The sequence below is a fragment of the Pueribacillus sp. YX66 genome, from assembly GCF_041725775.1.
Classification (GTDB): Bacteria; Bacillota; Bacilli; order Bacillales; family UBA6769; genus Pueribacillus.
The window spans coordinates 159,458-172,653 of record NZ_JBEUEL010000002.1 but is presented as its reverse complement, the minus strand read 5'-3'; the positions used below and the strand labels follow the sequence as shown (position 1 = coordinate 172,653).

The window sequence follows — 13,196 nt, the reverse complement described above, 5'->3', positions numbered from 1 at the left end:
GAAAGCGAAGTGTATTTCTGAAGCGAAGTAGTACTTATTACACAGTTTGTCGATATCGTTAAAAACAATTTCTTATAAAACATCCTAAAGAAAATAAAAAAGTGACCTCATAGCGAAGTCACTTTGACTTAACTTTGCCAGTCCATTTTCGAAAGCCACCGTCTAAATAATGAAGCTGATTATATCCTTTACGTTTTAGAAACCGGGCTGCTTGTCTGCTTCGGACGCTGCCTTCACAATATAGATAGACTGGTTTATCTTTCCGAATTTCTGAGAAACGCATTCGAAGTTGTGAAGCAGGAATGTTTCTAGCACCTAAAATATGGCCGTTATCGAATTCTTTTTCCTCTCGAACATCGATAAGCTGCGCTTTTCGATATCCTTTTATAAACTCATCTTGTGAAAGTTTCTTTAAATAACGATTTTGCATCCATCTAGAAATACCCACATATCCAAGGTAACCTAGAACCATTAAAATTGTGATCCATAATAACGTCAAAAAAGCCACGCTCCCATTCGCAAATCTAACTTATCTACTCTAGGTAAAATTATATCTGTTATTCAAATAAATTCAATTGTTTGTCGCAGTTAATTGTAACAGCTGGTGTCATCCTGTTATGATTAAGAATAGATATAAAAATTGCCGGAACAATTATATAAACAAAGTAAAGGAATGAGATACGATGAAGGAGACATGGCTTTTTTTAAACTCTGGACACTGTTCACCATCGTTTAATATGGCTTGTGATGAAGCATTGTTACATTGGCAAAGTGAAGGAGATATGCCACCTGTCATTCGTTTTTATGGCTGGAATCCTGCGACATTATCAATTGGATATTTTCAAAAGGCACGTAAAGAAATTAATTTAGAAGCGGTGGAAAAGTACGGATTAGGTTTCGTAAGACGCCCGACTGGTGGAAGGGCAGTGCTACATGAACATGAATTAACTTACAGTGTTATCGTTTCGGAACAACATCCGAACATGCCGAACACAGTGACTGAAGCGTATCGCGTTATTTCCGAAGGCATACTTCAAGGATTCCGTGAACTTGACTTAGATGCATATTTTTCAATTCCAGAGAGCGAAGAGGACAAGTTAAATTTAAAAAATCCAAAGTCTGCTGTTTGTTTCGACGCACCATCTTGGTATGAACTTGTTGTTGAAGGAAAAAAAATTGCAGGCAGTGCACAAACACGTCAGAAGGGTGTAATTTTGCAACATGGTGTCATTTTATTTGACATAGATGAAAACAAAATGTTCGACTTGTTTAATTTTCAATCAGAAGACATTCGCAACAAAATGCAGGCAAACTTTAAAAACAAAGCAGTGACGGTGAACGAGCTTCTTGGACGTTCGATGACGTACGATGAGGCGATTGATGCTTTTCAAATGGGTTTTGAAAAGGGATTAAATATAAAATTGCAACCATTCAAATTGTCGGAAGCGCAATTAAGCGAAATCAAACGAATTCAAAAAGAACGTTACGCCAATGATGAGTGGAATTTTGCAAAATAAAAAAAGACAACAGATGTATTTGTTAAAAATTACACAATATGCTGTAAATATGTTTTCTTTCCTTCTTTTTTCTGCATTATTCAGTGATTTACTTATTTGACATTTTGAATTTCTTTCGATCTTTCATCAATATGTAGTGTGGTTGGAGAGTGATTTATACTATATATTGATATTTTTATTGCCATTATAAATTCCTCTATGATATGATGAATTCAACACACTTTGTTGTGTTCATCATGATTCGACAAATACTAACAAATATATATAGGTAAATTGGGATTAAATTCAGAGGAGGATAATTATGGCAATTACACTTACAAAGGAGAAAACAATAGACATTAAACGACTGAATGAGGATATTCAGCTATTTCCGCAAGTTCATGAAATTACTGAAGAAATGAAAATTACATATAAAGGCGTTTCGCGCCTCGTTATGCTTGATCGATATGCGTTTAAAGACACTGAAAAAACAACATTAAAAGTAGGAGACTTTGTTGTTTTAACAGTAAAAGAAGACCCGACCTTTCCGGCGAGAGGACTTGGTTTTATTGAAGAAATCGATTGGATAGAAAACACAGCTCTAGTCTGTATTGATGAAGAATACCGTAACAATTTAGATGATCCTGAGGAAATGAAGACGGGCCTCGTTCGCCGTTCGTTAGATATTATTGATAAGCCGCTCGAAATTTTTTATGAGCAAATTGCAAAACGGAATGCAACAGGGCTAGCATCCGTTGAAAAAACAGAAGAAAAACGGAAAGAATGGACAGAAAAGTTTTATCATGAACTTGTTTCTCTGAATTTTATCCCGGCAGGACGAGTTATTTATGGTGCTGGTTCTAACACAGACGTAACGTATTTTAATTGCTACGTCATGCCATATGTTCCAGATTCACGTGAAGGAATTTCTGACCATCGCAAACAAGTAATGGAGATTATGAGTCGTGGTGGGGGAGTCGGAACGAACGGCTCAACATTAAGACCGAGAAATACATTGGCGAAAGGAGTTAACGGTAAATCGTCTGGTTCAGTTTCATGGTTAGACGATATCGCAAAGTTAACCCACCTCGTTGAACAAGGCGGTTCAAGACGCGGTGCACAAATGATAATGCTCGCCGACTGGCATCCGGATATTATTGAATTTATTATTTCAAAAATGCAAAACCCGAGAATTCTTCGTTTTTTAATTGAAACTACAAATGATGAACAAATTAAACAATTAGCACATGAAAAATTAAAATTTACCCCGCTTTCAGAAACAGAAGAAGCGATGTATCAAGGGATTGTGAATTATAAAAACATTCCAGGACAAGGTGGTTTTAACGCTCGAATCATTCAAGAAGCGGAAGAAAAGCTAAAGACGGGTGGAACATATTCTGTCCATCATCCAGAGTTTTTAACTGGGGCTAACATATCTGTCTGTTTAACGAAAGAATTTATGGAAGCGGTGGAAACTGATGGTGAATATGAACTGCGCTTTCCTGATGTAGAGCATTATAATGAAGAACAAATGGCTATTTATAATGAAGAATGGCATAAGTGCGGGGATGTTCGTGAATGGGAGAAGAGAGGTTTCCCTGTACGCGTTTACCGTAAAATTAAAGCTAAAGAGCTTTGGAACTTAATTAACATTTGTGCGACATATTCAGCCGAGCCAGGTATATTTTTTATCGATAATGCAAACGACAAGACGAATGCAACTGCATATGGTCAAAAGGTTGTCGCGACTAATCCGTGTGGTGAACAGCCACTTGCTCCATATTCTGTCTGTAATTTAGCAGCTGTAAATTTAGCACAAATGGCGGATAAAGAAAATAAAACCATTGACTTTGATAAATTGAAGCGTACAGTCGAGGTTGGCGTACGAATGCAAGATAATGTCATTGATGCGACACCTTACTTTCTTGAGGAAAATAAACGTCAAGCGTTAGGAGAAAGACGAATCGGTTTAGGTGTCATGGGTTTGCATGATCTGCTCATTTATTGTGAAACTGTATATGGATCGAAGGAAGGAAATCAATTAACGGACGAAATTTTTGAAACGATCGCAACAACGGCATATCGAACATCTGTTGAACTTGCAAAGGAAAAAGGAAGTTTTCCATTTTTAGTTGGTGAAACAGAGGAAGAAACGAAGAAGTTGAGACAGGCATTTACTGAAACTGGATATATGCAGACGATGCCCGAAGATATCCGTTCTAGCATTGTTGAACATGGCATTCGGAATTCGCATTTATTAACGGTGGCTCCAACAGGTTCAACAGGAACGATGGTCGGGGTGTCAACTGGATTAGAGCCATACTTTTCATTCTCCTACTTCCGAAGTGGTCGCTTAGGGAAGTTTATTGAAGTAAAAGCTGGAATTGTTGAGGAATATTTACACAACAATCCTGATGCGGATCCAGATCATTTACCAGAGTGGTTCATTTCAGCGATGGAGTTAACACCAGAAGCGCATGCCGATACACAATGTGTGATTCAACGATGGATTGATAGCTCGATTAGTAAAACGGTAAATGCTCCGAAAGGCTATACGGTCGAACAAGTTGAAGCAGTCTATGAGCGCCTCTATCGTGGTGGAGCGAAAGGCGGAACCGTTTATGTTGATGGTAGTCGGGATGCTCAAGTCTTGTCTTTGACTGCAGAGGAAAATACATTCGAAGAAGAAGACGGAACTACAGAGACTTCAAATAAAGTTGTTCTCGTTGACACAATTGCTCCGTTAAAAAGTACAGAAGTGACAATTGGATCTGAAATTGGAAACACTTGTCCTGTTTGCCGTGTAGGTGAAGTAGAAGATATTGGTGGATGTAATACGTGTACAAGCTGTGGAGCTCAGCTTAAATGCGGCTTGTAAAAAAGGACGTGTATCTCATTAATGGGATACACGTCTTTTAAAGTTCGTATTTTTCTTAATATTCCTAATCTCTTTACATCTGTATAAAACTAACGTAAGATAGAAGATGAATAGAAAGCGTTTACATGATTAAGATGTCTTTTTTCATTCATGATTCTTTCAGAGTCATGCACATTCAGTAATCGATCTAACTGTTGGCTGAGATGGAGCGTTTTCTTTGCGTTTAGACCATACTTTAAAGCGGATGCAACCATTTCATTTCTCTTTTTCTCTATCAAGGTTCCTAACAAAGAAAAACTCACCTACTTTCCATCATTTTATTTACTTTATTCTCATTTACATTACAAAATAAACCTGATCGTCAAAATCAGCTGTTTTCTGATACATTCACGGAACATCGGTATGAGTAGTTGGCTTATAAAATTTATGATACACTTAATTTGAACCCTTCTTAGTCGGGATCAACTCGTTATAAAAACTTCCGAAGGGGTGTAATGCAATGCATGATTTTAATGAAAAAAAAATTTTGGAGTTAATGATTCCATCTGAAAAAGTTGCCCATGTTCATATGAACAACCCTCTAGAACATGCGATGCTCGTATTAATTAAGTCCGGTTATTCTGCAATACCAGTAGTAGATACTGACTTTAAACTAAAAGGACTTATAAGCATGTCACTCATTTTAGATTCAATTTTAGGAATCGAAAGAATTGAAATGGAAAGACTCGAAAACAAAGTTGTCGAAGATGTAATGAATCGTGAAGTACCAAGTATTCATGAGAATGAAAGTTTACTAAAAGGATTAAAACTTTCAATCGACCATACATTTCTATGTGTTGTGAATGATGAAGGAATATTTACTGGGATTTTCACTCGACGAGCTCTGTTAAAACAAATGAATCGTTATATTCATGAAATGAATCGAGAATCTGTCCGTCCAACTTAGGTGGGACAGATTTTCTTATTTCTAATCGCAAATGTGAAAGTGGTGTCAACATGAATTTGGTCGAAAGTGAAAGGAAACTAAAAACAAATAAACCTATCGTGTTAGCAGCGATCGTAATTTCAACGTTTATGTCAGCGATTGAAGGGACAATTGTCGCTACAGCCATGCCAGGTATTGTTTCTGAATTAGGCGGTTTTTCTCTGTATAGTTGGGTTTTTTCTGCTTATTTAATAATGCAAGCTGTCACAATCTTAATTTACGGAAAGCTAGCAGATTTGTTTGGCAGAAAACCTATTTTTGTATTTGGTGTTACCATCTTTTTAATTGGCTCACTTTTATGCGGATTGGCTACTTCAATGGTGGTGCTAATCATGTTTCGACTGATTCAAGGTTTTGGCGCTGGTGCTGTAACCCCAATTGCAACAACGATTGTAGGTGATATGTACACACTTGAGGAAAGGGGTAAAGTTCAAGGCTATTTATCAAGTGTTTGGGGGATTTCTGCCATTTTAGGACCGTTACTCGGAGGTGTTTTAGTTCAGTATGTAAGTTGGTCTTGGATTTTTTGGATTAACATTCCGATCGGTTTGTTTGCGATCATCGGGATTGTATTTTTTTTGCATGAAGAACGTGAAAAGAAACAACAGAAGATTGATTATTTAGGTTCAATTCTATTATTAATTGCAATTTTAGCGTTTATGGTTGTTTTAATCCAAGGTGGAAGTGTGTGGGAATGGTTTTCTATTGAAATCGTTAGTTTATCGGCTATCGCTCTATTTTTTTTCCTTTTCTTCCTTTATCAAGAACACCTGTTCGAAGAGCCTATGCTGCCTTTAAGATTATGGCGGCAACGAGCGATGGTTTCTCCGAATTTGGCAACGTTAACATCAGGTATGATTGTCATGGGCGTATCCAGCTTTTTACCAACATTTGTACAAGGTGTAATGGGGCAAACCCCAATCATAGCAGGGTTTACATTAACGACAATGTCAATTGGCTGGCCGATTGCTTCGACTATTGCGGGAAGAATGATCGTGAAAGTCGGGTTCCGTTTGCTTGCAATTGTTGGCGGAGTTTCACTTCTTGTTGGCGCTATCTTATTTGTTTTTCTAACACCTGCATTAGGTCCGATATGGGCAGGAGCGGCTTCTTTTTTTATAGGAATAGGTATGGGATTGACGAGCACGACGTTTATCGTTGCAATTCAAAGTCATGTGAATTGGGAGATGCGTGGCATTGCGACTGCGAATAATATGTTTATGCGCATGTTAGGAAATGCTGTCGGTGCTGCATTATTAGGCGGTATTTTAAATAGTAAAATGAGCCATTATTTTTATAAACAAGGAAAATCTGTTGATAAATTATTATCTAACGATGTCGCAAACGTGTTATTAAATGATGCTGAAAAGAGTACTTTGTCAGAAGAAACATTATTTTTATTACAAGATGGGCTAGCTTATGGACTACATTATGTATATATCTGCTTGTTCGTGATTGCATGTGTCACTTTTTTATTTATTATAATGCTTCCAAAAAGTGAGAAGGTCATTTAGATTTTAAAGATGGAGTGCTAAAAAATATGACAGAATATGAAATGTTATCTGTTTTAGCAGAAGAGTTGAATATGCGTAAAGCTGCTGAACGATTGTATGTAACGCAACCGGCATTAAGTCAAAGACTTCGTACAATTGAACGACAATGGGGGACTGAAATTTTTTTACGCTCAAAGCGCGGTTTAGTGCTAACACCAGCAGGAGAAAAAATAATTGAATACGTAAACAAGACGTTAGCTGAAAAAGAAAAAGTGCTCGATGAAATTTCGCTTATGCAAGCTGAAGTTTCAGGTACATTAAAGCTTGCTGTCGCTTCGATCATTGGACAATATTGGCTACCTAACGTTTTAAAGCGATATGTTCGCAATTATCCGAACGTCAAAATTTCGTTAACTACTGGATGGAGTAGTGAAATTTTACATCAATTTGAGGAAGAGCATTACCATATTGGAATAATTCGTGGAAACCCAGATTGGCGTGGGATAAAAAAGTTATTGTTTCAAGATGATCTTATCCTCGTTGATACTGAAATTCAATCAATTTCACAATTAAAAAATTCAGAAAAACCGTTTATTCAATTTAAAAGTGATTCAACATATTATCGTGAAATCCAAGCATGGTGGCATGAACATTTTATTTCTCCGCCTGAGAAAACGATTATCGTTGATCATATTGAAACATGTAAACAGATGGCTTTAAATGGAATTGGCTATGCGATCTTACCTTCAATTAGTTTAACTGAAAATGACAACATCTATAAAATTCCTTTACAGTCTAAACAATCTGAGGAAGTCAGCCGTGATACGTGGATTATTACACATGAATCTTATACACGCTTAAAACAAGTGGAAGCATTTTTAGAACTTGTCAACATAGAGTATAAAAATTGAAATAAAGGGGTATTGTAATCTTTATAAGAGGGTGTTCAAAAAGGTGCAAATAATCACGTTATTTCGTTTCATGTACCGGTACAATTTAATATTTGTGTAAGGTTAGAACATCGTGCGATGCACAAGAATAGACTTGCGATCCGTATCAAGTAGCTTCCTCGGTGTAAGGCAGAAAAAGATGTACTCATGGAGTCGCCTTACTTGCGTCTGAACACGCACTATAACTGATTGCAAAAAATGACAAGAAAGAGGGGTTTTGATTGGCAAAAGTCGGTGTAGAACAAACGTTAACGAATGTTTCTGAAGCATTGCGTGACAAAGGATATCACGTCGTGACTTTAAAGGAACAATCAGATGCAAAAAATTGCGATGTTTGTGTAATTACAGGCCAAGACGAAAATATAATGGGCATTCAAAATGTTGTTTCAAAAGGGTCAATTTTGAATGCAAGCGGATTATCAGCGGAAGAGGTGTGCCAGGAAGTCGAAAGCCGCATTCAAATATAATCCGATTATGATATAAAAACGATGCTAGATAGCGATGTTTACGAGAAAAATCTGTTTTGCAAATTGTCTTACTAATGTTGGAGTCTTTCATTCGAGGCTCAAAGATGTTACAAACATTCATCTTTGAGCTTTTTATTTTTTTCTTCGCATAACGAATATAATATGATATGATCACGTCAATCGTTTTATTGTATCGGGGGAATTGTCGTGAAAAAAGAATTTGCAGTTATAGGTCTTGGTCGATTTGGAGGCAGCATTTGTAAAGAGTTAGCGTTGCAAGGGATGGATGTTCTTGCCATTGATATTGATGAGGAAAAAATTAATGAGTTTTCTGAAATTGCTACTCATGCTGTCATTGCAGATACAACCGATGAGACGGTGATGAAAAATTTGGGAATTCGAAATTTTGAGCACGTCATTGTTGCGATTGGTGATAATATTCAAGCGAGCATATTAACAACGTTAATTTTGAAAGAGTTAGGTGTAAAACGAATCACTGTAAAAGCCCAAAACGACCATCATGAAAAAGTTTTAAATAAAATAGGGGCAGACCAAGTTGTTCATCCTGAACGAGATATGGGTATTCGTATTGTCACGAGCTTAGTTTCAAACAATGTTCTAGATTACTTGGAGCTTTCAGATGAATACAGCATCGTTGAATTAATTGCAAGTTCAAAAATAGATGGTAAAACTTTAATTGAGTTAGATATTCGTGCAATATATGGTGTTAACATCGTTGCGATTAAACGTGGGGAATCCATTATTGTCTCACCACAGGCTGACGAAAAGATCTGTAAAGATGATATATTAGTCGTTATTGGCGCTTATCAAGACATTAATCGCTTAGAAAAGAAGCTACTGAATAATGAATAAGATGCAAAAATGCCAAGCTGACGTCATGTCATTCTTTCTAATCGACTAGCGTTCATTTTCAATTTTTAAGTGAAAACGACCACACAATTGTGATATGATATGCTCCCAACATAGTAGACAGATAAACAGCCTAGCACCTTTAGAATATCGGCACCAGGCTGTAGCATTCATTATCACCGTGTACTTGATGACAGGGCGCAGTTCAATGCAAATTGTGTGGTTTTATCATTATATTTCCATAATAATCGGTAAAATCATTGGTCGTCTTTTTGTTTTTTCATATAAAAAAGGTGCTAACGTTTCCGTAATTTCATTTTTAATTTCCGACCATTGGCTCGTTTGTTTTCCCATCACCTGCTGAAGATGATTTTTTAATAGATCTTGAGCTTCTTTAATTAGATCTCCGGATTCACGCATGTAGACAAATCCTCTTGAGATAATGTCAGGACCTGAAAGAATTTTATATTCTTTCATATTAATGCTGACAACCACGACGACGAGACCTTCCTCGGAAAGAATTTTTCTGTCTCGTAACACAATGTTCCCAATATCACCAATCCCGCTTCCATCAACATAAATGGAGCCGGAAGGGATTTTGCCAGCAATGATTGCTTTATTTTCTTCTAATGCCAAAACATCGCCATTATCCATAATAAACGAATTTTCTTCAGGAATGCCACAATCAGCTGCTAATTTCGTATGTGATTTAAGCATTCGATATTCGCCATGAATCGGAACGAAAAACTTCGGCTTTATTAGGCGAATCATAAGTTTTTGTTCTTGTTGACCTCCGTGACCAGATGTGTGAATATCACTCAGCTTATGATGGATAACTTCCGCACCTGCACGATAAAGGCGATTAATAATTTTCCCAACACTAACCGTATTACCAGGAATTGGTGAAGACGAGAAAACGACAGTGTCTCCAGGAATAATATGAATTTGACGATGTGTGCCGTTTGCAATTCGTGACAATGCAGCCATCGGTTCTCCTTGGCTACCTGTACAAAGAATGGTCACTTCATTATCTGGCAGACGGTTAATTTGTTGCGCTTCAATGAACGTATCTTTCGGAGCTTGAATATAACCGAGACTTTGACCAATTTCTAAGGCTGATTCCATGCTTCTTCCAAATACGGCCACTTTTCGATTGCTTTGAACGGCAGCTTCTACAACTTGCTGTAGCCGATGGATATTCGAAGCGAACGTTGCAAAAATAATTCTTCCTGATACTTTTCTGAAAATATTTTGGATCGTTTCACCGACAACTCGTTCAGACATTGTAAATTCAGGAATTTCACTGTTTGTGCTATCCGAAAGTAAGCAAAGTACGCCTTCTTTTCCGATTTCCGCCATTTTTGTTAAATTGGCAGGTTCACCTACAGGTGTAAAATCAAATTTAAAGTCACCTGTATGAACGATATTTCCTTGCGGTGTTTTAACAACGATTCCGTAAGAATCCGGAATGCTATGTGTCGTTCGGAAGAAGCTGACAGACGTTTTGCGAAATTTAATAATGTCATCTTCTTGAATTTCATGTAGCTTCGCTCTTCTAAGTAAGCCGTGTTCTTCAAGTTTATTACGGATTAATCCGATAGCAAGCTTCCCGCCGTATATTGGTACATTCATTTGTTTTAGTAGAAAAGGAATTCCACCGATATGGTCTTCATGTCCATGGGTGATAAAGAGCCCTTTAATTTTATCACTATTTTTTTCTAAATACGTGTAATCTGGAATGACGTAGTCGATCCCTAATAGCTCGTCTTCAGGAAATTTAATTCCTGCATCAATCAAAATAATTTCGTCTTGAAATTGGACACCGTATGTGTTTTTACCAATTTCACCAAGTCCTCCTAATGCAAATACTGCTGTTTGATGATTTTTAATAAATTTCATAATGTTAAACTACTCCAATACTTTTACTTTTTCTTAGTATAAATGAAAATGGAATCTTTTTCATGCTTTCTTTAATTACATTACTCTTCTTTTTAGTATCTACTTTTTTTATTTTAAGTATCAAAAACGGAATCGTTAACGTACAATAGGATTTCCATACGTTCTGAAAGGATTTTCCTTATCAATTCGATCATAAAATAGGATGCCATCAAGATGGTCAATCTCATGTTGAAAAACGATCGCAGGCAAGCCTTTTAAACGAAGCCTTATCTCCTTACCTTCAAGATCTATTCCTTTTACTTGGACACGTGCATATCGCGGAACGTTTCCGGGTATGTCTTCATCAACAGATAAACAACCTTCTCCACCTTCCAAGTACGTTAACTCAACGGAATGACTAATAATTTTTGGATTAAATAACGCATATTCATATAATTTATCTTGATCAGTCAATAAGACGGTTATCATTCTTTTACTTAATCCAATTTGGGGAGCGGCAAGTCCGACTCCTGGTCGTAAATTATATTTTTCAGCTATTTGTTCATCTTGACTGTTGTGTAAAAACTGCAACATTTTTTGTAACGTCTCTTTTTCTTCTGCAGAGGCAGGTAGTTGAACAGGCTCAGCTTTTTTGCGAAGAACTGGGTTTCCATCTCTAATAATATTTTTCATTGTCAGCATTCTTTATCACTCCTAAAAAAGCAAATGTGTGCTTTTGATCATTTTACCATATTGTTATGCTTGAAAGTTGATTGCGACATGATAGATAACAATTATTCTATAACAGAGTTGAAATGTTATATAATACAGGTCGTTGAAAGCGTTGAGCAAAAATGGAAACTTAATCGTGTTTAAATGTTGAAAATGTTAAGGTTATCATATACACTAAATTTAAATGGATCTGTTATAGTCAATTCACATTTTAATATAGTACAGTCTTTGTTTTTTTGTTCCTGTTATATAACCGTCTAGTTGTCAATGTTTTCGGTCATTGGAACGATTGCTTTTGGTTAACCTAGAAGATGGATAAGTTTCTCAGTTTAACTTTTAAAAAAAGGAAGAGGTGGTATTGATGGGATTCGAATCACTAGCAAAGATTGAAAAGGAATTCCAAACGTTTCAAATTTTGAATGAAAATGGTGAGATTGTCAATAAAGCAGAGGAACCGGATTTAACAGATGAACAATTACGAGAATTAATGAAAAGAATGGTATACACACGAGTACTTGATCAACGTTCAATCTCTTTAAATCGACAAGGAAGATTAGGTTTTTATGCGCCAACTGCTGGTCAAGAGGCCTCGCAATTAGCAAGTCATTTTGCACTTGAAAAAGAAGATTTTATTTTACCAGGCTATCGGGATGTCCCACAAATTATTTGGCATGGACTCCCTCTATATAAAGCTTTTTTATTTTCGAAAGGACATTTCGAAGGCAATCAGCTTCCTGAAGACTTAAATATTCTTCCACCACAAATTATAATCGGAGCACAAATTATTCAAGCAACAGGTGTCGCGCTTGGATTGAAAATGCGAAACAAAAAGGCAGTTGCAGTTACGTATACAGGTGACGGGGGGTCATCGCAAGGTGATTTCTATGAAGGAATTAACTTTGCGGGTGCATATAACACCCCAGCGATCTTTTTTATTCAAAATAACCGTTTCGCAATTTCTACGCCTGTTGAGTTGCAAACAAAGGCGAAAACACTTGCTCAAAAAGCAGTGGCTGCCGGAATTCCAGGTATACAAGTTGATGGCATGGATCCATTAGCTGTTTATGTCGTGACGAAAAAAGCACGAGAACGTGCATTAAATGGAGAAGGACCAACATTAATTGAGACATTAACATATCGTTACGGACCACATACGATGGCCGGAGATGACCCAACTCGTTATCGTTCTGACGATCTGGATAACGAATGGGAAAAGAAAGATCCAATCGTACGCTTTAGAACATATTTACAGGCGAAAAATTTATGGACAGAAGAAGATGAAGAGCAAACAATTGAACAAGCTCAAAAGGAAATTAGAGAGGCGATTCAAAAAGCGGACAATGCTCCAAAACAAAAAGTAACGGATTTACTAGGATTTATGTTTGAAGACATGCCAAAAAATATCGAGGAGCAAATGGAAGAATATAAAGCGAAGGAGTCGAAATAA

The 13,196-nt window shown here is 36.8% G+C and carries 12 protein-coding genes; 8 read left to right on the top strand and 4 right to left on the bottom strand.

Annotated elements, in window-relative coordinates:
* Positions 1-118: 118 nt before the first annotated feature.
* Complete coding sequence (locus tag ABU914_RS01910; RefSeq protein WP_379668067.1) at positions 119-499, bottom strand: rhodanese-like domain-containing protein; 381 nt, start codon at positions 497-499, stop codon at positions 119-121.
* Positions 500-683: 184 nt separating this feature from the next.
* Here ABU914_RS01910 and ABU914_RS01905 point away from each other — a divergent pair, with 184 nt between their 5' ends.
* Positions 684-1,517 (top strand): lipoate--protein ligase family protein, encoded by an 834-nt coding sequence (locus ABU914_RS01905; protein WP_379668066.1) that lies wholly within the window; start codon positions 684-686, stop codon positions 1,515-1,517.
* Between the two features lie 301 nt (positions 1,518-1,818).
* A complete protein-coding gene (locus ABU914_RS01900; protein ID WP_379668065.1) occupies positions 1,819-4,374 on the top strand; it encodes a vitamin B12-dependent ribonucleotide reductase in 2,556 nt (851 codons plus the stop codon).
* Between the two features lie 89 nt (positions 4,375-4,463).
* On the opposite strand, the gene ABU914_RS01895 is transcribed toward ABU914_RS01900, so the two are convergent.
* Positions 4,464-4,676 carry a Spo0E family sporulation regulatory protein-aspartic acid phosphatase gene (locus ABU914_RS01895; RefSeq protein WP_379668064.1) on the bottom strand — a complete coding sequence of 71 codons (213 nt, stop codon included), beginning with the start codon at positions 4,674-4,676 and terminating at the stop codon, positions 4,464-4,466.
* 197 nt (positions 4,677-4,873) lie between these two features.
* On the opposite strand from ABU914_RS01895, the gene cbpB reads away from it, so the two are divergent.
* The 5 genes from cbpB to ABU914_RS01870 all read left to right on the top strand — a co-directional run bounded on the left by cbpB (position 4,874) and on the right by ABU914_RS01870 (position 9,142).
* Positions 4,874-5,320, top strand: a complete 447-nt coding sequence (cbpB, locus tag ABU914_RS01890; protein ID WP_379668063.1) for a cyclic-di-AMP-binding protein CbpB — start codon at positions 4,874-4,876, stop codon at positions 5,318-5,320.
* Positions 5,321-5,370: 50 nt separating this feature from the next.
* The gene (locus ABU914_RS01885) at positions 5,371-6,873 is read left to right on the top strand and encodes an MDR family MFS transporter (protein ID WP_379668062.1); all 1,503 of its coding nucleotides are present in this window, start codon (positions 5,371-5,373) and stop codon (positions 6,871-6,873) included.
* A gap of 26 nt (positions 6,874-6,899) precedes the next feature.
* Positions 6,900-7,763, top strand: a complete 864-nt coding sequence (locus tag ABU914_RS01880; RefSeq protein WP_379668061.1) for a transcriptional regulator CcpC — start codon at positions 6,900-6,902, stop codon at positions 7,761-7,763.
* A 260-nt stretch (positions 7,764-8,023) separates the two neighbouring features.
* Positions 8,024-8,269 carry a YkuS family protein gene (locus ABU914_RS01875; RefSeq protein WP_379668060.1) on the top strand — a complete coding sequence of 82 codons (246 nt, stop codon included), beginning with the start codon at positions 8,024-8,026 and terminating at the stop codon, positions 8,267-8,269.
* A gap of 207 nt (positions 8,270-8,476) precedes the next feature.
* Positions 8,477-9,142 (top strand): potassium channel family protein, encoded by a 666-nt coding sequence (locus ABU914_RS01870; protein ID WP_379668059.1) that lies wholly within the window; start codon positions 8,477-8,479, stop codon positions 9,140-9,142.
* A 228-nt stretch (positions 9,143-9,370) separates the two neighbouring features.
* On the opposite strand, the gene rnjA is transcribed toward ABU914_RS01870, so the two are convergent.
* Positions 9,371-11,038 (bottom strand): ribonuclease J1, encoded by a 1,668-nt coding sequence (rnjA, locus tag ABU914_RS01865; protein ID WP_379668058.1) that lies wholly within the window; start codon positions 11,036-11,038, stop codon positions 9,371-9,373.
* A 135-nt stretch (positions 11,039-11,173) separates the two neighbouring features.
* Positions 11,174-11,719 (bottom strand): peptide deformylase, encoded by a 546-nt coding sequence (def, locus tag ABU914_RS01860; protein ID WP_379668057.1) that lies wholly within the window; start codon positions 11,717-11,719, stop codon positions 11,174-11,176.
* Positions 11,720-12,110: 391 nt separating this feature from the next.
* On the opposite strand from def, the gene pdhA reads away from it, so the two are divergent.
* A complete protein-coding gene (gene pdhA / locus ABU914_RS01855; protein ID WP_379668056.1) occupies positions 12,111-13,196 on the top strand; it encodes a pyruvate dehydrogenase (acetyl-transferring) E1 component subunit alpha in 1,086 nt (361 codons plus the stop codon).

What these genes read in the sequence shown, in the direction of transcription:
- ABU914_RS01905 (WP_379668066.1), top strand. Translation starts at nt 684, where the DNA reads ATGAAGGAGACATGGCTTTTTTTAAACTCTGGACACTGTTCACCATCG.
- ABU914_RS01900 (WP_379668065.1), top strand. Translation starts at nt 1,819, where the DNA reads ATGGCAATTACACTTACAAAGGAGAAAACAATAGACATTAAACGACTG.
- cbpB (WP_379668063.1), top strand. Translation starts at nt 4,874, where the DNA reads ATGCATGATTTTAATGAAAAAAAAATTTTGGAGTTAATGATTCCATCT.
- ABU914_RS01885 (WP_379668062.1), top strand. Translation starts at nt 5,371, where the DNA reads ATGAATTTGGTCGAAAGTGAAAGGAAACTAAAAACAAATAAACCTATC.
- ABU914_RS01880 (WP_379668061.1), top strand. Translation starts at nt 6,900, where the DNA reads ATGACAGAATATGAAATGTTATCTGTTTTAGCAGAAGAGTTGAATATG.
- rnjA (WP_379668058.1), bottom strand. Translation starts at nt 11,038, where the DNA reads ATGAAATTTATTAAAAATCATCAAACAGCAGTATTTGCATTAGGAGGA.
- def (WP_379668057.1), bottom strand. Translation starts at nt 11,719, where the DNA reads ATGCTGACAATGAAAAATATTATTAGAGATGGAAACCCAGTTCTTCGC.
- pdhA (WP_379668056.1), top strand. Translation starts at nt 12,111, where the DNA reads ATGGGATTCGAATCACTAGCAAAGATTGAAAAGGAATTCCAAACGTTT.